Genomic DNA, 25098 nt, shown 5'->3' with positions numbered 1-25098 from the left:
GGCGGCACGTCGCTTCAAGCCTTTTGCTTCTTCGCAGGCAGCCATGTCTGGGGCTCGGCGTACATTTCCTTGACCAGTTGCTTCACGAGATCGACGTAGACGGAGTTGTCGTTCACGCGATGATTCAGAATGATGGGCGAAGTCGCGTGGTCGCTGTCGATCAGCCGGTAGTGCACGTCCTGGCGCAACTGCCGCGCCGAAGCGGGGATCACGCATACGCCGAACTCGGCCGCGACGAGACCCAGCGCCGTCTGGATTTCGCGCACTTCCAGCACTTCACCCGGTTGCACGCCGTCGCCGTGCAACACGTTCAATACCTGATCGGCGAAGCTGGGGCGCGGCTCCTTGGGGTAGACGATCAGTTTCTGTCCGGCCAGTTGCTCGATGGGGATGGGCGTCGACTCCTGCGCCATCTCGCTGCCGATCGGCACCACCACCGCCAGCGGCTCTTCGCGCAGGACGATGCCGGCCACGTTGGGGTCGCTGTGGCGCACGCGTCCGAAGCCGACGTCGATGCGGCCTTCCTTCAACGCCTCGATCTGCTGCACCGACATCAGTTCGACCATCTGGATGTCGAGTTCGGGCGCGTTCTGGCGCAGCTTGCGCATCAACGGCGGCAGCCCCGAATACAGAACGGAGGCGACGAAGCCGATCGACAACACGGTGCGGTGATGCAGTCCCACGTGTTTGGCGGTGGCCTGCAGTTGTTCGACGCGCCCGAGAATCTGCATGGCCTGCTCGTAGACGAGCCGCCCCGCATCGGTCGTGCGCACCGGCCGCGTATTGCGAATCAGAAGGGGCACGCCGATCTCTTGTTCGAGCAACTGAATCTGCCGGCTCAGCGGCGGTTGAGCGATGCAAAGCTGTTCCGCGGCGCGCGTGAAATTGCGCTCGCGCACGACGGCAACGAAGTAACGAAGCTGGCGGAGATCCATGGTTCCTTCCCAAATGAAGCATCCAATTATCGATACTCTGAGAATATGATGCGCCGCAATATCGGCCTGTTCATGGGAGATTGCGGGGCTTCCATATTATAAAGGTATGGAATTTGACGCAAATAGTATTGGATCGTGCGCAGGCGCGGCGTGTATAAATCCACCATACCTTCCTCACTTACGCAGCCTTCGACATGACTTCCGCCACGATCGAACGTATCGAAACCCGCCTCGTCGATCTGCCGACGATTCGCCCTCACAAGCTGTCCGTCGCCACGATGTACGGGCAAACCCTGATGCTGGTGAAGGTGTATTGCAGCGATGGCGTAACCGGCATCGGTGAAGGTACGACGATTGCCGGCATGGCCTACGGTCCCGAAAGCCCGGAAGCGATGAAGCTGGCGATCGACGCCTATTTCGCCCCGGCGATGATCGGCCAGGACGCCACGCGTATCCAGGCGCTCATGGCGCACCTGGGCAAGCTCGTGAAGGTCAATCACTTCGCCAAGTGCGCGCTGGAAACCGCGCTGCTCGACGCGCAGGGCAAGCGCCTCGGCGTGCCGGTGAGCGAACTGCTGGGCGGCCGCCGCCGCGAACGCCTGGCGGTGGCATGGACGCTCGCTTCGGGCGATACCGCCAAGGACATCGCCGAAGCCGAGGCGATGCTCGAAGTGCGCCGCCACAAGATCTTCAAGCTGAAGATCGGCGCGAAAGACCTCAAGACCGACATCAAGCACGTGGCCGACATCAAGAAGGCGGTGGGCGATCGTGCCGCCGTGCGCGTGGACGTCAACATGGCCTGGAGCGAGACGCAGGCGGCCTTCGCGATTCCCGCGCTGGCGCAAGCCGGCTGCGAGCTGGTCGAGCAGCCGGTCGCTTCGCCCGCGGCGCTGGCGCGCCTCATGCGCCGGTTCCCGGTGGCGTTGATGGCCGATGAAATCCTCCAGGGACCGGAAAGCGCGTTCGGGATCGCGAAGAACGAGGGCGCCGATGTGTTCGCGATCAAGATCGAACAAAGCGGCGGACTGTTCGCGGCGCAGCGCGTGGCCACGATTGCGGACGCCGCGGGTATCGAGCTGTACGGCGGCACGATGCTCGAAGGCGCATTCAGCACGGTGGCGTCGGCGCATCTGTTCGCGAGCTTCGCCAACCTGCAGTGGGGCACCGAACTGTTTGGCCCCTTGCTGATCACCGAAGAAATTCTGACGACCCCGCTGGACTACAGCAACTTCGAGCTGACGGTGCCGAACGGCCCGGGTCTCGGCATCGAACTGGACGAAGAGAAGGTCAAGCGCTTCACCCGCGATGGCCTCATGAAAGTCACGAAGTAATCCGGACACCTGATAAACGGACAAGACGATGCTTTTCCACGTACGCATGGATGTGAACATCCCGGCCGACATGCCGGCCAATGTCGCCAACGAAATCAAGGCGCGCGAAAAGGAGTACTCGCAGGAGCTGCAGCGCAGCGGCAAGTGGCGCCATATCTGGCGACTAGTGGGCGAGTACGCGAACTACAGCATCTTCGATGTCGAGAGCAACGCAGAACTGCACGACATTCTCACCGCCTTGCCGCTTTTTCCGTACATGAAGATAACCGTCACGCCGTTGTGTCGCCACCCGTCCTCCGTCAGGGACAACGACGCCTGAGCTGATTCCCCCTCAATACCAGCAAGCACCAGGAGACAAACACCATGAGCGCAAAAGTATTCGACACGAAGGAAGTGCAGGACCTGCTGAAGGCCGCTGCGAATCTCAACGGCGGCAGCGGCAACGCGCGTTTCCAGCAGGTCGTTTATCGACTGCTGGGCGACCTGTTCAAGGCCATCGACGATCTCGACATCACGCCCGATGAAGTCTGGGCCGGCGTGAACTATCTGAACAAGCTCGGCCAGGACGGCGAAGCGGCGCTGCTGGCCGCCGGTCTCGGCCTCGAGAAGTACCTCGACATCCGCATGGACGCCGCCGACAAGGCGGTGGGTCTCGAAGGCGGCACGCCGCGCACGATCGAAGGCCCGCTGTATGTGGCAGGCGCGCCGGTGCGCGAGAGCGTTTCGCGCATCGACCTCAACGCCGACGCCGATGCGGGCCCGCTCGTCATTCACGGCACGGTCACCGGCCTCGACGGCAAGCCGCTCGCCGGCGCCCTGGTCGAATGCTGGCACGCCAATTCGAAGGGCTTCTATTCGCACTTCGACCCGACCGGCGCACAGGACGACTTCAACCTGCGCGGCGCGGTGAAGACCGGCGCGGACGGCAAGTACGAATTCCGCACGCTCATGCCGGTCGGCTACGGCTGCCCGCCGCAGGGCTCGACCCAGCGCCTGCTGGACGGCCTCGGCCGCCACGGCAACCGCCCGGCGCACGTGCACTTCTTCGTCTCGGCCGACAACAGCCGCAAGCTCACCACGCAGTTCAATATCGAAGGCGACCCGCTGATCTGGGATGACTTCGCCTACGCGACGCGTGAAGAACTGATTCCGCCGGTGGTCGAGAAGACCGGCGGCACGGCGCTCGGCCTGAAAGCCGACACGTACAAGGACATCGAGTTCAACTTCACGCTCACGCCGCTGGTCCAGGGCAAGGACAACCAGCTCGTTCACCGCCTGCGCGCCGCGGCCGCGGCGTAACCGTCCCGCATGGGGGCGGCGTGTTGCCGCTGCCCCCCGTTTCCCCGCGATCATCAATCGACACCGATGCAGGAACTCCGTACCGCGTGTGGAGTATGCATAGGAGAGCTAATATGTCAGCCATCATCGACAAAGCCAGTGACCTGGATCACCTGCTGTCCACCGCCGTGCAGGACGACAAGCAAAACGGTGTGTTCCGCTGCCGCCGCGACATCTTCACCAATGCCGACCTGTTCGAACTGGAGATGAAATACATCTTCGAGAAGAACTGGGTCTACCTCGCGCACGAGAGCCAGATTCCCGAAAACAACGACTACTACACCACATGGCTCGGTCGCCAGCCGGTCGTCATCACGCGCGACAAGACCGGCACGCTGAACGCCGTGATCAACGCCTGCGCGCACAAAGGCGCCATGCTGTGCCGGCGCAAGCATGGCAACAAGGGCAGCTTCACCTGTCCGTTCCACGGCTGGACGTTCTCCAACACCGGCAAGCTGCTCAAGGTGAAGGACGAAAAGACTACCGAGTATCCCGTGCAATTCAACAAGCAGGGCTCGCATGACCTGAAGAAGGTCGCGCGCTTCGAGAACTATCGGGGCTTTCTGTTCGGCAGCCTCAATGCCGACGTGCAGCCGCTCGAAGACTACCTCGGCGAAGCGAAGATCATCATCGACCAGATCGTCGACCAGTCGCCGACCGGCCTCGAAGTGCTGCGCGGCAACTCCTCGTATGTCTACGACGGCAACTGGAAGATGCAGATGGAGAACGGCTGCGACGGCTACCACGTCAGCACCGTGCACTGGAATTACGCCGCGACCATGGGCCGCCGCAAGGAAGACGGCACCCAGGCGGTGGACGCCAATAGCTGGAGCAAGTCGGTGGCGGGTGTCTACGGCTTCGACCACGGCCACATCCTGCTGTGGACCAACACGATGAACCCCGAAGTGCGGCCGGTCTACAAGCATCGCGACGAAATCAGGGCGCGCGTGGGCGAAGTGCAGGCCGATTTCATCGTCAATCAGACGAGAAACCTGTGCCTCTACCCGAACGTGTTCCTGATGGACCAGTTCAGCACGCAGATTCGCGTGGTGCGCCCAATCAGCGTGGACAAGACCGAAGTGAACATTTTCTGCTTCGGGCCGAAGGGCGAGAACGCGGAAGACCGTGCGACGCGCATTCGCCAGTACGAGGACTTCTTCAACGTCACGGGCATGGGCACCGCCGACGACCTGGAAGAGTTCCGCGCCTGCCAGGCGGGCTACGCCGGCACCACGGCGATGTGGAACGATCTCTCGCGCGGCGCGCCGCTGTGGGTCGAAGGCGCGGACGACAACGCGAAGAAGATGGGCCTCAAGCCGGTCATTTCCGGCGAACGCAGCGAAGACGAAGGGTTGTTCGTGGTTCAGCACGAATACTGGGTGCGCGTCATGCGCGATGCCCTCGAGCAGGAACGGAATCACGAACAAGCGGGAGCGCAGGCATGAGCAACGATTACCAGACAATCTGCGCCGCGCTGTACCGCGAAGCGCGCCTGCTCGACGATCGCCAGTGGGAGGAGTGGCTCGCCTGCTACGCAGAAGACGTGACGTACTGGATGCCCGCGTGGGACGACGATGACCAGCTCACCGACGACCACGAATCGCAGATCTCGCTGATGTACTACCCCGATCGCGGCGGCCTCGAAGACCGTGTATTCCGCATCAAGACCGAACGCAGTGGCGCGTCGATGCCGGAGCCGCGCACGAGCCACAACGTGACGAACGTGGAAGTGCTGGCGGACCGCGGCGACGAAGTGGAAGTGCGCTACAACTTCCACACGCTCAATCATCGCTACCGGGCCACGGATCATTTCTTCGGCACGATGTTCGTCACCTTGCGTAAGGCCGGCGACGGCTTCCTGATCGCCTACAAAAAGATCGTGCTGAAGAACGACTACATCCGGCAGGTGCTCGACGTTTATCACGTGTGAAGTCACGTTCGACATCGAGCCTCAGTTTCAACATGGGATAGAAGGAGACACCATGTCCAGCTACAAGATTGCACTCAATTTCGAAGACGGCGTAACGCGTTTCATCGACTGCAAGGCAGGCGAGAAAGTGCTCGATGCGGCCTTTCGCGCGCGCATCAACCTGCCGATGGATTGCTCGGACGGCGTGTGCGGCACCTGCAAGTGCCGCGCGGAAAGCGGCAGCTACGACCTGGGCGAAGACTATATCGAGGACGCGCTGACCGAAGACGAAAAGGACAGCGGTCTCGTGCTCACCTGCCAGATGGTGCCGGAAAGCGATTGCGTGATCGCGATTCCCGCGTCTTCCACGGTCTGCAAGACAGCGCAGAGCAAGTTTGCAGCCACGGTGGCTAAGGTCGAACAGCACAACGACGCCGCGGTCGTGCTCGAACTGGACGTCGACGCAGCGGGTCCCGTGTTCCTGCCGGGCCAGTATGTCAACATCGACGTGCCGGGCAGCGGCCAGCATCGTTCGTATTCCTTCTCTTCCGCGCCGGGCGAATCGAAAATCAGCTTCCTGATCAAGAAGATTCCGGGCGGCGTGATGAGCACGTGGCTCGAAGCCGCGCAAGCGGGCGTGAAGCTCGAATTGACGGGGCCGCTCGGCAGCTTCTATCTGCGCGACGTGCAGCGGCCGCTGCTGTTCCTCGCGGGCGGCACGGGCCTGGCGCCGTTCCTTTCGATGCTGGAAGTGCTCGCGCGCACCAACGCGCAGCAGAAGGTGCACCTGATCTACGGCGTGACCCGCGACCTCGACCTGGTGCTGGTCGAAGCCATCGAAGCCTACGCGGCGAAGCTGCCGAACTTCAGCTTCGCCACCGTGATCGCCGACGCGGATTCGACTCATCCGCGTAAAGGCTGGGTCACGCAGCATATTCCCGCCGATGCCCTGAACGATGGCGACGTCGACGTGTATCTGTGCGGCCCGCCGCCGATGGTGGACGCCGTACGCAAGTATTTCGACGACGAAGGCGTGAAGCCCAACAGCTTCCACTACGAGAAGTTCACCCCCAACGCAGTCCCGAAGGCGGCATGATCATGCAACGATTCGCAGGCAAGGTCGTCGTCGTCACCGGGGCGGCGCAGGGAATCGGCCGCGGCGTGGCGCTGCGGGCGGCGGCCGAAGGCGGCAAGGTGGTGTTCGTCGATCGCGCGGATTTCGTCGCCGAAGTCGCGGCCGAGGCGCAGGGCGCGCAAACGGCGGGCTTCGTCGCCGACCTCGAAACGTATGAAGGCGCGAAAGCGGCAATGGATTTCGCCGCGCAGACGTTTGGCGGCATCGACATTCTCATCAACGGCGTGGGCGGTGCCATCCGCATGCGTCCGTACGCGGCATTCGAGCCGGCGCAGATCGATGCGGAAATCCGCCGCTCGCTCATGCCCACGCTATACGCGTGCCATGCCGTGCTGCCGCATCTGCTCGAGCGCGGGCGCGGCACCATCGTCAACGTGTCGTCGAACGCCACGCGCGGCATTCGCCGTGTGCCGTATTCGGCCGCGAAGGGCGGCGTGAATGCGATGACGCAATCGCTGGCAATGGAATACGCGGAGCACAATATCCGCGTGGTCGCCACGGCGCCGGGCGGCACCGAAGCGCCGCCGCGCCGCGTTCCGCGCAATGCCGCGGGCGACAGCGAGCAGGAAAAGGCCTGGATGGGCGAGGCGGTGCGCCAGGTCACGCAATCGACCTTCTTCAAGCGCTACGGCAGCCTCGACGAACAGGTCGCGCCGATCCTCTTTCTCGCGTCGGACGAGGCGAGCTATATCACCGGCTCGATCCTGCCGGTCGCCGGTGGCGACACGGGCTGAGCCATGCACGCATCGTGATGGTGGGCGCGCACAGGCGAGCGGGGTGATATGCTCGAAAGACCCCGATTTCGCCCCGCGCTCCCCATGACCATCGATCCCGCTATAGTCAAAGCCTTCGCGCCGACGGGCACGTTGCGCGCCTCCATCAATCTCGGCAATCCGATACTCGCGAATCGCGATGCGGCGTCGGGCGAACCGTTCGGCGTTTCCGTCGATCTCGCGCGTGCTTTCGCGCAGCATTTGGGCGTGCCGCTCGAACTTGTCGTATTCGACGCAGCGGGCAAGTCGGTCGAAGCCGTGAGCGACGAACGTGCGGACTTCGGCTTCTTTGCCGTCGATCCCAAGCGAGGCGAAACGATCGCGTTTACCGCGCCTTATGTGCTGATCGAAGGCTTCTATCTGGTTCGCGACGATTCGCCGGTGCGCACCAATGCCGAAGTCGATCAACCGCATAATCGCGTGGCCGTGGGCAAGGGCAGTGCCTATGACCTCTTTCTCACGCGCGAATTGAAGCAGGCGCAGATCGTGCGCGCCCCGACTTCGCCCACCGTCGTGCAAACCTTCCTCGAACAAGGGCTCGAAGTCGCCGCCGGCGTAAAGCAGCAACTCGAAGCCGATGCCGCGAAAGTTGGCGGCTTGCGTCTGCTCGACGAACGCTTCATGGTGATTCGCCAGGCGATGGGCGTCGCGAAGCGCCGCGGTCCGCAGGCCGCCGAAGCGCTTGGTGCGTTCGTCGAAACGATGAAGGCATCGGGATTCGTCGCAGAGGCCCTGGTGCGCCACGCAATAGCGGGCGCCTCGGTTGCGCCGGCCGCTTAAACGAATCAAGCCAAAAGAGAGTGCGCATTAAAAGAGCCATCAACTCGCTCCGTGGGCCGATTAGCACAGCGATTTTCGATGAGGATAATCGGCCTTTCTCGCCGGCTTTAATGCGACAACCCGAAAGCCTTATGTAATTTGACCGGCGATATTCACGCCCCGCACATTCCTCGATGCGCGTCGAGCCTTGCCAGGCGCGGTTGTGCCATCGACACCACGTCGCTCGAATTTCGACACCATTTTTATTTTCGACGCCCTATGATGCGGGTGTTCGATTCGCGCCGCACTCACCGCCCGATTTCCATTCTGCCATTGCATTTTCCACATCGATGAATTGCGTAACCCGCAATAATCATCGGCGGATAGCTTTTGGCTTTTGAATCTGCACCGAACTGGAATGAACGCAAATGAGATTGCACGTCGATGGTGCCGGCCGCCTGAATTCGATGCATTGACCCACCGCCCAATCCGGAGCTTGAAAACATGAAAAAATCGCTACTCGCCGCGGCACTGCTGAGCGCCTTTGCTATTTCGGCGCATGCGCAAAGCAGCGTGACCCTTTACGGCCTGATCGATACCGGTCTCGTCTACACGAACAACCAGTTCGGCCATAGCAACTGGCAGCTGAACAGCAGCTCCACGCAGAACACGGTGTTCGGCCTCAAGGGTTCGGAAGACCTCGGCGGCGGTCTGCATGCGATCTTCAAGCTCGAACAAGGCTTCCTGCTCAACAACGGCGCGCAGGCGTTCTCGGGCCTCGGCTTCGGTTCGCAAGCGTGGGTGGGCTTGCAAAGCGATCCGTACGGCACGCTCACGTTCGGGCGCCAGTTCGACGTGATGAACGACCTCGTGGGCCCGCTCACGGCTGGATCCAACACGTGGGGCGGCAACCTCGCGGCGCACCCGTTCGAGAACGACAACCTCGCGGCGAACTCGGTGGTCGTCAACAACTCCGTCAAGTACGCGAGCCCGACGTTGTACGGCGTGACGTTCGAGACAATGTACTCGTTCAGCAACAAGGCCGGCGACTTCGCGAACAACCGCTCGTACGGCTTCGCTGTTTCGTACACCCAGGGCCCGCTGAACCTCGCGGCCGGCTACCTGCAGTTCAACAACGCGGGCAACAGCAGCGGCGCGGTCACCACCAGCGACACGAGCGCGAACTTCCTTGCGGAGCGTCAGCGTGTCTGGTCGCTCGGCGGCAACTACACGTACGGCCCGGCCACGGTGGGTCTCGTCTGGAGCCATACGCAGATCGACAACGCCGCAGGCGTGTACTCGTTCGGCACGGGCACCTATCTCGGCTCGAACGACGACTCCGCCGGCTCGCTCGCCGGTTCGCTGCGCCTCGACAACTTCGAAGCGAACGTGAAATACGCGCTCACGCCGGCATGGAGCGTTTCGGGTGCGTATACGTACACGCACGGCGCCTACAACGGCACGAACCCGGGCTGGAACACGGGGATGCTGCAAACGGACTACGCCATCAGCAAGCGCACCGACTTCTACCTCGAAGGCGTGTATCAGAACGTGCATGGCGCACCGGAAGGCTCCGTGCTTTCGCACGCCATGATCAACACGCTCTCGCCTTCGTCGACCAATACGCAGGTCGCCGTGACGGTGGGTATGCGTCACGCGTTCTAAGTCGATTCGGCAATGACTTCGGCGGGCATCTGTCCCCCGCCGGACGTTTCCCACGGCGCGGCGGGCTTCCTCTAAAACGGGGACCCGCCGCGTTGTCACATCTGCATCCCTGCATCCGCTCAAGCGTGTTTCCTCGATCCAGATAGTTGAAATTTTCAACTATTTGACTATACTGGCGTCCAGCTAGCGTACGGAGGGGAGCACGCATTTGTATTCCGATTTTCTCACCTTCAGGCTCGATCAAACGAGCGCGCTGCTGATGGATCGCGCCAACGCGGTCTACCGCGAGCGCTGGGATCTCGACGTGCGCGCCATGCGCGTGCTGCGCATCATCCGCGCCGAGCCGGGCATCACGCCCAAGGCCGTTTCGCAGCGCGCGCTCATCGAAAAAACGCTGCTTTCCAAAACGCTCGGCGAACTCGAATCGCGTGGCCTGATTGGCCGCGGCACGCATGCGCAGGACCGGCGCAGCGTCGTGCTGCGCGTCACGCCCGAGGGCGCGAAAGTGGCGAACGCCTCGGAAAAAGCCGGCTCGAAGCTCGAAGCCGAACTCGCGTCCGTCCTCACCGATCACGAGCGCAAGACGCTCGATCAGTTGCTCGCCAAGCTTGCGCAGAGCCTGATCGACGGTGTTTGAGATCGCCGCGCGCACGCCGCACATTGCAGAATGAAATACGCATGAAGGAGTCGTCCATGCCGAATCTGGTCGAAACCGTGGCGCCCGCCATTGGCGCGCTGCTGCCCGAGCTCGAAGCGCTCTACAAGGATCTGCACCAGCATCCCGAACTCTCGATGCAGGAGTTCCGCACGGCGGCGCTCGTGGCGGAGCGCATGGAAAAGCTCGGTTACGAAGTCTCCCGCGAAGTGGGCGTGACGGGCGTCGTGGCCGTGCTGCGCAACGGCGAGGGCCCGGTCGTGATGCTGCGCGCCGACATGGACGCGCTGCCCATGGCCGAAGCCACAGGCCTGCCATATGCGAGCACTGCGACCGCGAAAGACGAGGAGGGCGTGCAGGTCGGCGTGGCGCACTCGTGCGGGCACGACCTGCACGTGACATGGCTCCTTGGCGTGGCGCAGTTGATGGCGTCGCATCGCGACGCATGGAGCGGCACGCTGCTTGCCGTGTTCCAGCCCGGCGAGGAAGTGGGCCGCGGCGCGCGCAGCATGATGGGCGACGGCATGATCGAGCGCTTTCCCAAGCCCGACGTGATCCTCGGCCAGCACGTGATGGTGGGCCCGGCGGGCACCGTGGGCTATCGCAGCGGCACGATCCTCTCGGCCGGCGACAGCCTCAAGGTGAAACTGTTCGGCCGCGGTTCGCACGGCTCGCAGCCGCAAACCTCGATCGACCCGGTGATCATGGCGGCTTCCACCACGCTGCGCCTGCAGACCATCGTGTCGCGCGAAATCTCGCCGCGCGAAGCCGCCGTGCTCACGGTGGGCTCGCTGCAGGCGGGCACGAAGGAAAACATCATCCCCGACGACGCCACGCTCAAGCTCAACATGCGCACCTTCGACGACGACGTGCGCGAGTACATGCTGGGCGCGATCCGCCGCATCTGTTGCGCCGAATGCGCGGCCTCGAATGCACCGCGCGAACCGGAATTCACGACGCTGTCGAGCTACCCGCTCACGGTGAACGACGACGCCACCACGGCGCGCCTGCGCAAGGCCTTCGAGGCATGGTTCGGCAAGCGCGCCTACGAAACGCAGCCGGCCGCCGCCAGCGAGGACTTCAGCGTGTTCGGCCGCGAATGGGGCGTGCCGTACGCGTTCTGGTTCGTGGGCAGCACCGACCCCGAGGTCTACGCACAAGCCAGGGCCGCGAAGAAGCTCAACGAAATCCCGAGCAACCACTCGCCGAAGTTCGCGCCGGTGCTCGAGCCCACCTTGCGCACCGGCCTCGAAGCGATGCTGTGCGCGGCCGCTGCGTGGGTCGGCCGCGAAAGCGAGGCGGCGTGAGCGCGGCACTCGGGGCGCACGTGGGCGCGCATCTCAACGCTCACACGGCCTATACGGCACTCGACCTGATCGGCACGTTCGCCTTCGCGATCTCCGGCGCCGTGGCCGCGCGGCAGCGGCGGCTGGATCTGTTCGGCATCGTCGTCGTGAGCTTCATGGTGGCGTGCGGCGGCGGCATCATCCGCGATCTGTGCATCGGCGCGGTGCCGCCCGCGGGGCTCGCGAACTGGGCCTACCTCGCCGTCACGCTGCTGGCGACGGGACTGACCATTGCCGCGTATCCGCAGGTGCGGCGGCTGCGTCATCCTGTGCTCTTGTTCGATGCGATCGGTCTTGGGCTCTTTGCCGTGGCGGGCGCGCAGAAGGCGCTCGCGTACAGCCAGAGTGCGGAGCCGGCCATCATCCTCGGCATCGTGAGCGCGGTGGGCGGCGGCGTGATGCGCGACGTGCTGCTCTCGCGCGTGCCCGCCATACTCGAGCGCGAGATCTATGCGTCGGCGGCGCTGCTTGGGGCCGCCGTGCAGGTGGGGCTCACGTATGCGGGCTGGTCGACGTTCTGGACGCCCTGGGTGGCCGTGATTTCCTGCGTGTCGCTGCGGCTGGCCGCGCTCTACTTCGGCTGGCGTTTGCCGGTTTTTCACGCGGTGCGCTCGGCTCAGCCGCAACCGGCGCAGCGTGGCGACGCCGCGAAGGCCGATTCGCGGCACGACGCACGCTAGCGTCAATCACCTCACGCCGCAGGTTCGAACGCGATCTCGCCGGTACGCACCGCGCGGATCTTCGGGCCGAAACTGCGGATGTTCGAAAGCGTCGCGTTGTGATGCGCGCGGATCAGCGCCGCGTTCGCGTGCGGTTTGTCGTGCGTGGTGTGCGCCCCCACGATGCGCCGCGCATGGTGCGGCGCGGCACGCAATTTGCTCAGCGCCACCGGCGCCGTCGCGCGCATGCAACTGTCCACCGTCCAGCCAGAATACGGCTTTCCTCACCACGCGCTATGCTTTTTAGTGCGCGATGTGGCTGGCATGGGCCCGGCCACGCCGGCTTGTCTGCACGTTCAACCACGTTATCCGCCCCGGCATGGACCGGACCAAGCAAGAAGACTCCACGAGGGAGCCAACGTGAAAACGACTCTGGGCGCAGTGGTCCTGCTCGCCGCCAGTTCGGCCGCGAGCGCACAATCGAGCGTCACGATGTATGGCCGCGTGGATGGCGGCATCGAATACCTCAATCACATCGCGAACGGCAACGGCGGCAGTTCGAGCCGCTGGAGCGCCGAAGGCGGCGACTGGGGCACCAGCATGTTCGGCCTCAAGGGCACTGAGGACCTCGGCGGCGGCAGCGCCGCGATATTCAACCTCGAAACCGCCGTGCAGATCATGAACGGCACCACGGGCGGCGGCCGGCTCTGGTCGCGGCGCGCGTATGTCGGTTTGAAGAACGACACATGGGGGCAACTGCAAGCCGGCCGTAATCTCTTCATCGACAGCGACGGCGTGTGGGCATTCGACCCGTTCGTGCAGCAGGCGGTGTCGTCGGCCTCGCTCGTGCGCGGGCGCAACTGGCAACAAACGAGCAACAACATCGAATATCACAGCCCGGTATGGAACGGCCTCGACTTGCAGGGCCAGTATTCGTTCGGCAACCAGCCAGGCAACTTCAACGCCGGCGCCGAAGGCGAGTTCGGCCGCTCGGACGGCATCATGCTCTCGTATCACTCGCCGCTCTTCGACCTGCGCGGCATCTACGACGAACTGCGCGATTCGAGCGGGCGCTTTTCCAACATCTTCACGGCCTCGCGCGAATACTTCGTGGGCGGCAACCTGCGCGTGCAGAAGTTCAAGATCCAGGCCGCGTACACGCATTACTCCGCACCCGATTCGCCGCCCGGCATTTCGGATACCGCCGACCACTACTGGCTGGGCGCGACTTACCAGGCCACGCCGAAGTGGGCGGTGACCGCCGCGGGTTTCTATATTCATGTAGGCGAGGGCGGCGGCGACGCCTCGCACGACCCCGCGAGCCACGCCATGCTCTACGCGCTCGGCGCGACGTACAACCTCAGTGCGCGCACCTTCCTGTATGGCACGGTCGCGTATGTGGACAACAGCAAGAACGGCACGTTCTCGGTGTTCGCGACGCCGCGCGACTCGAGCACGCCGACCAGCCCCATGGCTGGCCAATCGCAAACGGGCGCCTACGTCGGGATGATGCACGTGTTCTGACGCCACGCTTTTTCCGCCATCGCAGACGACATTCTTCGAGGAAGGTTGAGATCATGGCCAGACTATCGAAACCGCTGGGCTTCATCGGCGTCATCTCCGTGCTGTTCACCTTGCTCACGGCGGTGTATCTGCTGGCTGGCGGCGCGTGGCTCATGTCGCTCGGCGGCTCGCCGTACTACGTCGTGACGGGCGTGCTACTGCTCGTCTTCGCGTGGCTGCTGTGGCGCGCGAGCCCCTCGGCGTTCGTGCTCTATGCGATCGTGCTGATCGGGACCGCGATCTGGGGCCTCTGGGAGTCGGGGCCGGACTTCTGGGCGCTCGTGCCGCGCTCGGGCGTGCTGGTGGTGTTCGGCATCTGGCTGCTCGTGCTCATGAGCTGGCACCTCGAGCGCCCGCGCCGGTTCGGCGTGCTTGCGCTGGTGGTCGGGCTGCTCGTATGGGGCGGCGTGCTCGTGTATGCGCATTTCAACGACCCGCAGCAGATCAACGGCTCGCTCGCGGCGGTGCGGGCCACGCCCGCGCCGAACGTCGACGGCATCGAGCCGTCCGAATGGCCCGCCTATGGACGCGACCAGCAAGGCACGCGCTATTCGCCGCTGCAGCAGATCACGCCCGAGAACGTGCATAACCTCCAAGTGGCCTGGACCTTCCGCACCGGCGACACGAAAGGCCCCAACGATCCGGTCGAGATCACCAACGAAGTCACGCCGATCAAGATCGGCGATCTGCTTTACCTGTGCTCGCCGCACCAGATCCTGTTCGCGCTCGACGCGCAAACCGGCGAGCTCAAATGGAAGTTCGATCCGAAGCTGCAGGCCGATCCCTCGTTCCAGCACGTGACCTGCCGGGGCGTGTCGTTCGTTGATCTTTCGGCGGCGTCCGTGAACGCCGCGGCGGCGGACCTGGGCGCGACGGCGACGACGCCGGCGGCCGCATCGGATGCCGCGGCGGCTTCGGGCACCGAAGCGGCTGCGCCAGCCAGTGATCCCGCGTCGGCGACGGAAGCCGCCGCGCCCGCGAGCGCACCCGCGGCCGCAGCGACGCCGGTCGCCGCGAACGGCACCTGCATGCGCCGCATCCTGCTGCCCGTGAACGACGGCCACCTCTACGCACTCGATGCGCTGACGGGCGAGCGCTGCGCGGGCTTCGGCAACAACGGCGACCTCGACCTGCAGCACGCCATGCCGGTGACGACACCGGGCATGTACGAGCCCACCTCGCCGCCCGTCGTCACGAACAAGGTGATCGTCGTGGCGGGCGCCGTGGAAGACAACTTCTCGACGCGCGAGCCCTCGGGCGTGATCCGCGGCTTCGACGTGCGCACGGGTCAACTGCTGTGGGCGTTCGATCCGGGCGCGGCAGACCCGAACAAGATTCCGGGCCCCGGCGAGCACTACGTGTGGAATTCGCCGAACTCGTGGGCGCCGGCCGCCTACGATGCAAAGCTCGATATCATTTATCTGCCGATGGGCGTGAAGACGCCGGACATCTGGGGCGGCGACCGCACGCCCGACCTCGAGCGTTACGCGACGGGCCTGCTCGCGCTGCACGCGTCGACCGGCAAGCTCGCCTGGTTCTACCAGACGGTGCACCACGACCTGTGGGACATGGATCAGCCCTCGCAGCCCACGCTCGCCGACATCACCGACAAGGACGGCAAGACCGTGCCGGTGGTGTACGCGCCTGCGAAGACGGGCAACCTGTTCGTGCTCGACCGCCGCACGGGCGCACTCGTCGTGCCCGCGCCCGAAATGCCGGTGCCGCAGGGCGCCGCGCCCGGCGACCACGTCTCGGCCACGCAACCGTTCTCGGCCCTCACGTTCCGGCCGTCGAAGAATCTCACCGACGCCGACATGTGGGGCGCCACGATGTACGACCAGCTCATCTGCCGCGTGATGTTCCACCAGCTGCGCTATGAAGGCACGTTCACGCCGCCTTCGCTGCAAGGCTCGCTCATCTTCCCGGGCAACCTCGGCATGTTCGAGTGGGGCGGCCTCGCCATCGACACCGACCGGCAGGTCGCCGTGGCGAACCCCATCGCGTTGCCGTTCGTCTCGCGGCTCATTCCGCGCGGGCCCGGCAATCCGCTCGAGCCGCAGCCGGGCGCGAAGGGCAGCGGTACGGAAGCCGGCATCCAGCCGCAATACGGCGTGCCTTACGGCGTGACGCTCAATCCGTTCATGTCGCCGATCGGGCTGCCCTGCAAGCAGCCGGCGTGGGGTTATATCTCCGTCGTCGACCTGAAGACCAACCAGATCGTCTGGAAAAAGCGCATCGGCACGACGCGTGACAGCTCGCCGATTCCGGTGGCCTTCCGCACGGGCATGCCGATGCTGGGCGGCCCGATGGTGACGGCGGGCGGCGTGATCTTCATCGGCGCAACGGCGGACAACTATCTGCGCGCCTTCGACGTCAACAACGGCAACCGGCTCTGGCAAGCGCGTCTGCCCGCGGGCGGCCAGGCCACGCCGATGACCTACGCGGTGAATGGCCGCCAGTTCGTCGTGATCGCGGCAGGCGGGCACGGCTCGTTCGGCACGAAGCTCGGCGACTACGTGATTGCCTACGCGCTGCCGAAGCAATAAGCCACGCGCGGCCGCCCGGCAGCACCGGGTGGCCGCCGCTTGCGGTTTTTCCACGCGGCGGCAGGCCACAAGCACGGCGCCTGCCGCCCTTCATGCAGCACGCGACGCACCGCTAGTGCGCTTCACCCGCTTTTCCCTCATGAGTCGAACATTGCGCGCGATGCGCGCCTGGGCGGTGTTGTCTGCGGCAACCTTCGCCACGTTGCACACGATAAGCGCACACGCGCAAAGCTCGGTCACGCTGTACGGGGCACTCGACACGAGCATCGAAGTGACGAATCCAGGCGCGGGCTGGGTCGCGCGCATGGACTCTGGCGCGTATCGCGGCTCGCGCTTCGGGCTGCGCGGCGTGGAGGATATCGGCGGCGGCATCAAGATATTGTTCGAGCTGGAAAACGGCTTCGGCTCCAACGACGGCACCTTTGCCGTAGCCAACACCATCTTCAACCGGCAGGCGTGGATAGGCCTCGGCACACAGTGGGGCACGGTGCGGGTGGGGCGGCAATACTCGCCGATCTATATTCCGTTCAAGGGACAACTCGACGCGTTCGGCGCGGGCACCATCGCTTCGGGCCTCAACAATCTTTCGAAGATCACGCCATACGAAAGTAACGCGATCACGTATCTGTCTCCCGACATCTACGGTTTCTCGACCACGCTGATGGCCTCGCTGCGCGATCCGTCCACGGGCGGTAACGGGCTGGCGGGCAACATCGAAACCGTCGAGTGGCGGCACGGGCCGTTTCGCATCTCCTACGCACATCAACAGCAAAACGGCGATGGTGCCCTACGAGCCAATCTGGGCGGCGTGTCGTACGTGCTCGGCCCGGTGACCGGATTTCTCGCTTACTTCAACGGCGATGGCGGCACGCCGCGCAACCACAACAACGGCGTTTCGGTCTCGGCGCGCTATGCGATCACCTCGCGATTTCGCGCTTCAGTCGGTTACGCGTGGGTGCACGACCTCTCGGGCGCCGACAACGACGCCGACCAGTTCAGCGCCGCGTGCGAATATGACCTCTCGAAGCGCGTGCTGCTCTATGCGAGCGCAGGGTGGCTGCGCAATCGGAATGAGGCGACTTTCACGCTGCGCGGCGTGAACGTCACCGGTCTGCCGCCGTCATGGCCGGGCGCGCCAGTGCGCGGCGTGCAGTTCGGCATGATCGACCGCTTTTAAAGCGTACGGCTTGTGCCAGGCATCGCTCGTTGTTATCATGCGCCTTCCATACCTGCACACCGGACTTCAGCCAAAGTGGACAACTAAGCTTTCCCCAAAAATGTTTTCGCGCCAGCGTCATGCACGCTGCGCGAGTGGTTTCATACATTCGGGAGAAGCTTATGGCTCGAGTCACGCCAGCGGCGACGCTTGTCGCACTCCATCACACTTCATTCCGGTTCGATAGCGGCGTCACGCTATTCGACTCGCTCGACCTCGTTCTCGATCGCGTTCCCACGGGCATTGTCGGCCGCAACGGCGTCGGCAAAAGCCTGCTCGCGCAACTGATCGCGGGGCGAATCGCGCCGACGTCCGGCTCGATCGACCGGCACGTCAGGGTCGCGTTCGCGGCCCAGCAGCCACTCGACGCGTCGCACGACAGCCAGACCGTCGCCCAGATCGCAGGGCTCGACGCACCGCTCGTGGCCTTGGCGCGGGTGGCAAACGGCACGGCCGACACCGGCGATTTCGACGTAATCGGCGAGCGCTGGGATCTCGCCGCGCGCCTGCGCACGGCGCTCGATGCGGCGGGGCTCGATCATCTGGAGTCCGACACATTGGCGCAAACGCTCAGCGGCGGCGAGCTTGCGCGTGTCACGCTGGTCGGCGCACTGCTTGCGGACGCCGGCTTGCTCGTGCTCGACGAGCCGACCAATCACCTCGACGCCGCCGGCCGCGCGTGGCTGCGCGGCGCGCTGGCGGGATGGCGCGGCGGCCTCGTCGTCGTGAGCCATGACCGTGCGCTGCTTGCGCACATGCAGCGCATCGTCGAGGTCACGCCCAGAGGACTGCGAAACTATGGCGGCAACTATGCCAGCTACCGCGGCCAGCGCGATGCGGAACACGAAGCGGCAGAAAGCGCGCTCAGCCATGCGCGTACCGAACGCGAGCGCGCCGCGCGCAGGCTTCAGCGCGAACACGATACGATCCAGCGACATGCCGCCGGAGCATTGCGTGACGCAAAGACGGCCAATCTGTCTTCGATGGCGAAAGAGGGGATCAAGGGCGGTGCGCGCAATGTGATGGGGCAGGTGAGGGCCGAACAACGCGAGCACAAGGCGGCGCTCGATGAGCGCGTTAGCGAGGCCGCCGCGCGCGTCGAACCCGATGCGCCCGTGCTGGTGGCGCTGCCGGGCGCGGAGGTTAGCGCGCGCCGCCAGGTCTTCACGCTCGAAGCGGCGAGGCTGCCGTGGTTTGTACACGACGATCCTGCCGCCACGCTCGACTGGTCGTGCAGCGGCCCGGTGCGCGTGGCGCTGACGGGGCCGAACGGATGCGGGAAGTCGACGGTCCTGCGCCTCCTCGCGGGACAACTTGCACCCAATGCGGGGCGCAGCGTGACGCATGTCCGCAGCGCATACCTCGACCAGAAGCTCGCGCAACTCGATCCGGACCGGTCGATCGTCGAACAGCTCGGGTTGCTCGACACGCCGCTCGCAGAAGGGGAATTGCGCAGCCGGCTCGCGCTGTTGCAACTCGATGCTGCGCGCGTGACGCAACCGTCGCGCCACCTGAGTGGCGGCGAGCGGCTGAAGGCCGCGCTCGCCTGCGCGCTTTGGCGCGGCGCGCCGGCGCAATTGCTGCTGCTCGACGAGCCGACCAACCACCTGGACCTGGAATCCGTGCGCGCGATCGAAGGGGCGCTAGCCGACTTCCCGGGCGCGTTGATCGTGGCCTCGCACGACGCCGACTTCATCGCCGCGCTCGCGCCGACGCATACGATGCAATGGAGTCGCGAGGGATGGCGCTACGATCCCGTCATCCAATCCATCGGATAACGAATCGATTTGCGAAGGCGCGCCTGGAAGCGATACGTCACCGCACCTGAACCACGGGATACCAGCGATAGCGTTCGACCTTCTCGGTGAGCTTTTAAACCCGGTAAAACTTGCGCTCCCCATTTCCTCAGACTACGGTGCGCGCGCAACGGTTGTGGAAATAGCGGCGAGACTCCCGGCATGCGGCGGCGGTGGATCTCCCGCTGCGGCGAGTGTGTCGAGCAATGGATAGAAGTTATCTTCTGCAGTCCAAAGCGAAAACGCCGCGCGCTATGCAGGCGCATTCGGGCTGTTCGGCGGCGTTTGCAACGCGGAGAACACGATGCCTAGTCGAAGGCCGTGCAGAGGCGCTCGATCGGTACCGCGATCAGTATGCAGATCGAAAAAGCGAGACCGAAGGTGAAGGCCACGGAAGCGGTCGCGCCGCACCATGCGATGAAGCGCCTGGCGTCGTGCTTTTCGTGCGCGACGTAGGCAATCTTGCGCCAGGCGCGGCCGGCGGCATAGGTAATGGCGAGCGCAAGCACGAGCGCGCAGACCGAGGCGATGCCGAGGATCCACTGCGTGCCGTGCCAGCCTGGCATCGGATCCTGCGTGACAGCGTCGGCGCAGGCCGTCGAAACGAGCGTGACGCCGAGCGCCAGATGCAGCAGCCAGATGAGCGGCACCGCGCACAGACCGAGCCAGGCGGCGACGCGCTGTGCGCGCGTCGGCTCAGAGTGCGAGCCGGCGCCGGTGGGTTGCCCGGATGTGGGGGCGGACGTCATGGGTTCCTCCGGTGAGGCGGCACGGGTTGGCGGCGCAGGAGGTGTGCCTGGGTGGGATTTATTATATTTTACATAACATAAATTATCGCAGTTTTAGGTGTGGGGGCTACGTCCTAATGTCGTGTTCTGGCTATTTACAGATGTCGTGTTTTTGAGCGCTGGCAAGCTGGCAGACTGCTGCAACCGCTGCGGGGCCTGCCATGAAGCCGGACACGACGCTGGTGAGTTTGAGCATGCGCGAACTGGACAGACTGAAGGTTATACAGGCCGTCGTTGAGACGGGCCTCAAGCCCGGTCGTGCCGCCGAACGGCTGGGTCTGACAGTACGTCAGGTCGAACGGCTGGTGATCCGGTACCGGGAGCACGGGCCGTCTGGCGTGGCCTCGGGCCGGCGCGGTCAGCCAGGTAACCGCAAGCTCGACGAAGGCCTGGCGTTGCGCGCCCTGACGATCATCCGCGAGCGCTACGCCGATTTCGGGCCGACGCTGGCCTGCGAGAAGCTGGACGAATGCCACGGGATCCGGTTGTGCAAGGAAACGGTGCGCCAACTGATGACCCAGGCCGGCCTGTGGGTGCCGCGCAAACAGCGCCCAGCGAAGGTCTACCAGCCGCGCGCACGGCGTGCATGTTTCGGCGAGCTTGGACCGTCGACGACAGAACCTGCGCGGACTTAGGGCTTTCGAAGCCGTGGAAATATGAAGGAGTCGTCGGGCGAAATCCATTGGGGCCAGGCACAACCGTGCCATCAACAGGCCGAATGTATATATGCAATCCAGCACCTGCTCGCTGTAGACCAGATCATTTGGAAAACGGGACGAGGCCATGTATAAGTCCGCAACCACCCTCCTCGCCACACACAATCACCTTGCAAATGGGAGGCGACCATATAAGAAATGTCGCGGAGCGCAGCACTTCGATGGCGTGGCTCATCGTGATGAGTCGATGGACCTTTTCGCCTGTGAATATGTACATTGCGTGTCCTGGAAGAGTTCAAAAGCGATAAAACGCTGCCTGCAATGCGCGGCGCTCGTGCGGGTTGCCCAGCATCGCCAGCATCAAAAGAATGCGGGCTTTTTGAGGTGGCTGATCGTCGACGACGATCCAGTCATAGTCGTCGTCAGGCTGCGCGCCGTTGCGGATGACCACGCCGCTGCCTGTTCGTGAAGCCCTCACCACGTGCAGCCCCCGACGCGTCGCCTCCCGCAGTGGCTCGACCATATGTTCTGCGATGTTGCCGTTGCCGGTACCAGCGAAGACAAGCCCGCTCGCTTCAGCCGCAATGGCGCAGACCCGTTCGCTCTCAAGCGCACCATAGGCATAGACGACGTCAACCTTCGGCAGCGTCTCGATGTCGTCGATTGACCACGGAGTGCATACCGTGTGATCCCGCGATGGCGTACGGTAGTAGCGAGGCTCGCCTTGAGTCACGTAACCGAGTGCACCATAGGGCGAGCGGAACGCTTCGAGCTTGAAGCTGTTTGTCTTCGTAACGTCTCGAGCGGTGTGGATTTCCTCGTTTGCGACGACAAGCGTTCCTTTTCCATGCGAAGACGGATGAATCGCTACCGCAATCGCGTCGTAGAGATTCAAAGACGCATCGGAACTCATCGCCGATGGTGGCCGCATGGAGCCGACTACGACGACGGGTTTCACGCTCTTCAACGTCAGATGAAGAAAGTACGCGGTTTCCTCGATCGTGTCGGTGCCGTGCGTGAGAATGACGCCATTTACCGTGTCGTCCTTGAGCACCTCGGATACCCGCTTGCCAATCATGAGCAGGTGCTGTTCGTTGAAGTTCTCCGAGCCCGTCTGCAGAAGTTGTTCCGCGCTCAGGTTCGCGAGCGACGACGCCTCCGGAATGGCTGACAGGATTTCGTCTATCCCCAGCACTGAGCACGTGTAGGCTGAAGTGTCGACGGCGTTTGCGCCACGGCCGGCAATCGTACCGCCCGTGCCGATGACCACAATATTGGGCTTGTCGTTCATTCGGTATCGATTCAAGGATTTTTTATGATGGCCAGCCGTGCGTCAAACGTTGCACGGGTCATTGATCGAGCGAGAAAAGGCTGGCCAGCGACGAGTCGGGTTTTCCGTCGATCCAGCCCGTGAGCAACGCGGTCGACCCGCAGGCCAACGTGAAGCCGAGGGCACCATGCCCAATGTTGAGCCAGAGATTCGGATAGCGCGTGGGCCCGATAATCGGCGTGCCGCGTGGCGTGGCGGGACGCAGCCCAGTCCACTCAGTGGCGTCGGCCCGGTTGGCTGCAACCTGAGGGAACAACGCAGCGGCCTCCACACGCAGCGCGGCAATGCGCGATGAATCTGGCTTCAGGGAGTAGCCGTCGAGGTCGGCCATGCCCGCCACGCGCAACCGGTCACCAAGACGTGCATAGACCACTTTGCGTGTGAAATCGGTGACACTCAACGTCGGTGCGATTGACTGCGGTCCCAGCGGGTAGGTCAAGCTGTAGCCCTTGAGCGGATAAACAGGAACGTGAAGGCCCAAAGGCTGAAGCAGATGCGCTGCGCTGGCCCCGGCAGCCACGACGACATGGTCCGCTTCGAGTGCCCCGCCACCGCTGCGCGCCACGATGTGTCCGCCTTTGGCGACCTCCAGTGCGTCGATGCGCGTATTCATCGCAAACCGCACGCCGCGCGCCCTCAGAATGGCTTCGAGACCTTTGCTGAAGCGATGGCAGTCGGCTGTATCTTCGCTGCGCGTATAGATGCCGCCGACGATCCGTTCGCGCACACTAGCCAGCGCGGGTTCTAGCGCGACGCATTCGTCGGCAGACAGTGCCTCCTGCTCGCAGCCGAGTGAGCGCTGAAAATCGAGCAGATTGATGGCGCCTTGCATCGCAGCGGCGTCGCGGTGCAGGACGAGCTTTCCAGAGTGCTGAAAGTCGAAGTCGAGCGTGGGTTCGTCGCGCAGGAGCTGGTACATGAGCGCACGGCTCGCGAACGAGAGCGAGAGCAAGTCGCTCGTGGTGAGATTGCTACGCCGTTGCGTGCAAGCGAACACGAATTTCAGGCACCAGAGCCACTGCTCCGCGCTTACGGCCGGTCGAAAGCGCACCGGCGAGTCCCGCCGAGTGAGCCACGCGGGCAGCTTCGACAATACGCCCGGCCCGGCGAGCGGCGCGACGTAGCTATACGATAGCTGGCCGCCGTTGCCGAAGCTGGTTTCGGTGGCCACCTCACCATGCCGGTCGATGACGATGACCTGATGTCCGGCCCGGTTCAAATAATAGGCGCTCGCCAGACCGATGACGCCCGCACCCAATACGGCAATCTGCATGTCGCTTGTTTCCCTGTTTCATGGCGCACTCGCACGAGACAGGATGTTGAGCCAGGCGACTCCGGCGGGATTGCACCGATGAGTAAAAAAATAGAAGAATCGCGACAACGAATCGCCGCAACGCAGGCGCTCAGTGATGGCGTCGCCCCCGGCGGTACAGCTTCAGTCCTCAGTTGGGGCTGTGCGCGAGCCGCGCAGTTTGCCCGGTGTCACGCCGTAGGTCTCGCGGAACACCCTGATGAAATGTGCGGAATCAGCGAAACCGCACTCGTATGCAATGTCCGTGACCTTGCGCCCGGTGTTCAGCAGCATCCAGCGCGCGTAGCGTAGTCGCATACCGCGATAGAACTCATTCGGCGACACCTTCATCTCGGCCATGAACGCACGCTCGAGCTGACGCACGCTCGTGCCAATCATCTTCGCGATCACCACGATGTTGAGCGGCGCTTCGAGGTTTTCCTCCATGAGCAGCGCGGCATGGCGTACGTTTGCATCGTCCACCGACAGGTAGCCCAGTGCGCGGCGGCGCTCAATGAACGATGCGCCGGCCTGCCGGCTGACGGTCATCTGGTGAATGACCTTTGATGCCCGGTCAGGTCCGCAATGCAGATTGACGAGCCGCGCGGCGAGCTCGATGACCGAGATGCCGCCCGCACAAGTGATGCGATCGCCGTCAATGAGATAGTCGGCATGGGTGACGGCGCGTAACCCGGGGAACATGTTGCGATAGTCGTCGAAGTGGAAGCTGTGCACGCACGCGACATGATCCTGCATGAGCCCGGCATGGGCGAGGACAAAGCTACCAGTGCAGATACCCGCCAGCGGAACGCCCGCTTGCGCAGCGCCGCTCAGATAGTCCCAGTAGCGCCTGTCCACCTTCTCGAGATGCGGCAGCAGGCCACCGATGACGACGATGTAGTCGAACTGCCCGACTTCCGGGAAGGCCGCCTGCACCGGTACGGAGATACCGCAGCTCGATTCAACGGTGGTGTCATGCACGCCGATCGTGGTCCAAAGGCAGCGCAACTGACGACTCTGATCGCTGCGATCGGCTGCGTGACGCAACGCGTCACAGAGGCCGCCAAGCGACAAGAGCGGAAAGCGCGGCCATAGCAGGATTCCGACATTAAGCTCCGCGCCGGAGCGTCCCTGAGGCGTCTCGGGTGTCGTAGAGAGCGAGTCAAGCCGCTCCACCAGTTCGTGGGCCTGCGGGGCTTTGGCCGGGCGATCGTCGGAAGAAAGCATGGGCGGCGCGAATAATCGGTGTGACGCCATTATAGGACTGCACGACCCACATCGCCGCTGTCGCATTTCTTCTGTTTTCTGGCAAATCGGTGCAATGCCGCTCGTTTGTGTCCGCATAAATTTGTCTCGCCAGCGCAGACCACATGCCGCGCGGTACAAGGACGGAGGCGACGGGGACAA

22 protein-coding genes and 2 pseudogenes are annotated in these 25098 nt (G+C 63.9%); 17 read left to right on the top strand and 7 right to left on the bottom strand.

Annotated elements, in window-relative coordinates:
* Positions 1 to 14 precede the first annotated feature (14 nt).
* Positions 15 to 935, bottom strand: coding sequence for a LysR substrate-binding domain-containing protein (locus AB4Y40_RS27220; RefSeq protein WP_368690463.1), 921 nt, complete (start codon positions 933 to 935; stop codon positions 15 to 17).
* A 194-nt stretch (positions 936 to 1129) separates the two neighbouring features.
* On the opposite strand from AB4Y40_RS27220, the gene AB4Y40_RS27215 reads away from it, so the two are divergent.
* The 8 genes from AB4Y40_RS27215 to AB4Y40_RS27180 all read left to right on the top strand — a co-directional run bounded on the left by AB4Y40_RS27215 (position 1130) and on the right by AB4Y40_RS27180 (position 8201).
* Positions 1130 to 2266, top strand: a complete 1137-nt coding sequence (locus tag AB4Y40_RS27215; protein ID WP_368690462.1) for a muconate/chloromuconate family cycloisomerase — start codon at positions 1130 to 1132, stop codon at positions 2264 to 2266.
* A 28-nt stretch (positions 2267 to 2294) separates the two neighbouring features.
* Positions 2295 to 2585: a muconolactone Delta-isomerase gene (gene catC / locus AB4Y40_RS27210; protein ID WP_254317753.1), complete on the top strand. Its 291-nt coding sequence runs from the start codon at positions 2295 to 2297 to the stop codon at positions 2583 to 2585.
* Between the two features lie 44 nt (positions 2586 to 2629).
* Positions 2630 to 3565, top strand: a complete 936-nt coding sequence (catA, locus tag AB4Y40_RS27205; protein ID WP_368690461.1) for a catechol 1,2-dioxygenase — start codon at positions 2630 to 2632, stop codon at positions 3563 to 3565.
* Positions 3566 to 3678: 113 nt separating this feature from the next.
* Positions 3679 to 5049: a Rieske 2Fe-2S domain-containing protein gene (locus AB4Y40_RS27200; protein WP_368690460.1), complete on the top strand. Its 1371-nt coding sequence runs from the start codon at positions 3679 to 3681 to the stop codon at positions 5047 to 5049.
* The gene (benB, locus tag AB4Y40_RS27195; RefSeq protein WP_368690459.1) at positions 5046 to 5534 is read left to right on the top strand and encodes a benzoate 1,2-dioxygenase small subunit; all 489 of its coding nucleotides are present in this window, start codon (positions 5046 to 5048) and stop codon (positions 5532 to 5534) included. Before AB4Y40_RS27200 ends, benB begins: the two co-directional genes overlap by 4 nt.
* A 52-nt stretch (positions 5535 to 5586) precedes the next feature.
* Positions 5587 to 6609, top strand: a complete 1023-nt coding sequence (gene benC, locus AB4Y40_RS27190) for a benzoate 1,2-dioxygenase electron transfer component BenC (RefSeq protein ID WP_368690458.1) — start codon at positions 5587 to 5589, stop codon at positions 6607 to 6609.
* Positions 6606 to 7382 carry a benzoate diol dehydrogenase BenD gene (benD, locus tag AB4Y40_RS27185; protein WP_368690457.1) on the top strand — a complete coding sequence of 259 codons (777 nt, stop codon included), beginning with the start codon at positions 6606 to 6608 and terminating at the stop codon, positions 7380 to 7382. The genes benC and benD overlap by 4 nt, the downstream gene beginning before the upstream one ends.
* Before the next feature lie 84 nt (positions 7383 to 7466).
* Complete coding sequence (locus AB4Y40_RS27180; protein ID WP_368690456.1) at positions 7467 to 8201, top strand: ABC transporter substrate-binding protein; 735 nt, start codon at positions 7467 to 7469, stop codon at positions 8199 to 8201.
* A gap of 287 nt (positions 8202 to 8488) precedes the next feature.
* On the opposite strand, the gene AB4Y40_RS27175 is transcribed toward AB4Y40_RS27180, so the two are convergent.
* Positions 8489 to 8686: a hypothetical protein gene (locus AB4Y40_RS27175; RefSeq protein ID WP_368690455.1), complete on the bottom strand. Its 198-nt coding sequence runs from the start codon at positions 8684 to 8686 to the stop codon at positions 8489 to 8491.
* Here AB4Y40_RS27175 and AB4Y40_RS27170 point away from each other — a divergent pair.
* From AB4Y40_RS27170 to AB4Y40_RS27155, 4 genes are all read left to right on the top strand, one after another.
* The gene (locus tag AB4Y40_RS27170) at positions 8685 to 9845 is read left to right on the top strand and encodes a porin (protein ID WP_368690454.1); all 1161 of its coding nucleotides are present in this window, start codon (positions 8685 to 8687) and stop codon (positions 9843 to 9845) included. The two genes, AB4Y40_RS27175 and AB4Y40_RS27170, sit on opposite strands and share 2 nt — an antisense overlap.
* Positions 9846 to 10053: 208 nt before the next feature.
* Positions 10054 to 10482, top strand: a complete 429-nt coding sequence (locus AB4Y40_RS27165) for a MarR family winged helix-turn-helix transcriptional regulator (RefSeq protein ID WP_368690453.1) — start codon at positions 10054 to 10056, stop codon at positions 10480 to 10482.
* Positions 10483 to 10538: 56 nt separating this feature from the next.
* A complete protein-coding gene (locus tag AB4Y40_RS27160; RefSeq protein WP_368690452.1) occupies positions 10539 to 11807 on the top strand; it encodes a M20 family metallopeptidase in 1269 nt (422 codons plus the stop codon).
* Positions 11804 to 12526, top strand: a complete 723-nt coding sequence (locus tag AB4Y40_RS27155; RefSeq protein ID WP_368690451.1) for a trimeric intracellular cation channel family protein — start codon at positions 11804 to 11806, stop codon at positions 12524 to 12526. Before AB4Y40_RS27160 ends, AB4Y40_RS27155 begins: the two co-directional genes overlap by 4 nt.
* An 11-nt stretch (positions 12527 to 12537) precedes the next feature.
* Here AB4Y40_RS27155 and AB4Y40_RS27150 read toward each other — a convergent pair.
* Positions 12538 to 12681, bottom strand: a pseudogene (locus AB4Y40_RS27150) (cysteine hydrolase); the annotation flags it as partial.
* A gap of 244 nt (positions 12682 to 12925) precedes the next feature.
* Between AB4Y40_RS27150 and AB4Y40_RS27145 the strand changes: the two are divergent.
* From AB4Y40_RS27145 to AB4Y40_RS27130, 4 genes are all read left to right on the top strand, one after another.
* On the top strand, positions 12926 to 14029 hold the full coding sequence (locus AB4Y40_RS27145) for a porin (protein ID WP_368690450.1): 1104 nt from the start codon (positions 12926 to 12928) through the stop codon (positions 14027 to 14029).
* 53 nt (positions 14030 to 14082) lie between these two features.
* Positions 14083 to 16614, top strand: a complete 2532-nt coding sequence (locus AB4Y40_RS27140; RefSeq protein ID WP_368690449.1) for a glucose/quinate/shikimate family membrane-bound PQQ-dependent dehydrogenase — start codon at positions 14083 to 14085, stop codon at positions 16612 to 16614.
* A 160-nt stretch (positions 16615 to 16774) separates the two neighbouring features.
* Positions 16775 to 17791 (top strand): porin, encoded by a 1017-nt coding sequence (locus AB4Y40_RS27135; RefSeq protein WP_368690585.1) that lies wholly within the window; start codon positions 16775 to 16777, stop codon positions 17789 to 17791.
* A 161-nt stretch (positions 17792 to 17952) separates the two neighbouring features.
* Entirely contained in the window at positions 17953 to 19608 is a 1656-nt protein-coding gene (locus tag AB4Y40_RS27130; protein ID WP_368690448.1) for an ABC-F family ATP-binding cassette domain-containing protein, read from the top strand.
* A gap of 326 nt (positions 19609 to 19934) precedes the next feature.
* On the opposite strand, the gene AB4Y40_RS27125 is transcribed toward AB4Y40_RS27130, so the two are convergent.
* The gene (locus AB4Y40_RS27125) at positions 19935 to 20375 is read right to left on the bottom strand and encodes a hypothetical protein (RefSeq protein WP_368690447.1); all 441 of its coding nucleotides are present in this window, start codon (positions 20373 to 20375) and stop codon (positions 19935 to 19937) included.
* A gap of 200 nt (positions 20376 to 20575) precedes the next feature.
* On the opposite strand from AB4Y40_RS27125, the pseudogene AB4Y40_RS27120 reads away from it, so the two are divergent.
* Positions 20576 to 21016, top strand: a pseudogene (locus tag AB4Y40_RS27120) (helix-turn-helix domain-containing protein); the annotation flags it as partial.
* Positions 21017 to 21365: 349 nt separating this feature from the next.
* On the opposite strand, the gene AB4Y40_RS27115 reads toward AB4Y40_RS27120, so the two are convergent.
* The 3 genes from AB4Y40_RS27115 to AB4Y40_RS27105 all read right to left on the bottom strand — a co-directional run bounded on the left by AB4Y40_RS27115 (position 21366) and on the right by AB4Y40_RS27105 (position 24918).
* Positions 21366 to 22361 carry an asparaginase gene (locus AB4Y40_RS27115; RefSeq protein WP_368690446.1) on the bottom strand — a complete coding sequence of 332 codons (996 nt, stop codon included), beginning with the start codon at positions 22359 to 22361 and terminating at the stop codon, positions 21366 to 21368.
* 58 nt (positions 22362 to 22419) lie between these two features.
* Positions 22420 to 23673 carry a D-amino acid dehydrogenase gene (locus AB4Y40_RS27110; RefSeq protein ID WP_368690445.1) on the bottom strand — a complete coding sequence of 418 codons (1254 nt, stop codon included), beginning with the start codon at positions 23671 to 23673 and terminating at the stop codon, positions 22420 to 22422.
* 162 nt (positions 23674 to 23835) lie between these two features.
* Entirely contained in the window at positions 23836 to 24918 is a 1083-nt protein-coding gene (locus tag AB4Y40_RS27105; protein ID WP_368690444.1) for a GlxA family transcriptional regulator, read from the bottom strand.
* Between the last annotated feature and the right edge of the window lie 180 nt (positions 24919 to 25098).

It is taken from the genome of Paraburkholderia sp. EG287B, from assembly GCF_040965595.1.
GTDB lineage: Bacteria > Pseudomonadota > Gammaproteobacteria > Burkholderiales > Burkholderiaceae > Paraburkholderia.
The sequence above is the reverse complement of the archived record's forward strand: the minus strand, read 5'-3'. Positions and strand labels throughout refer to the sequence as shown.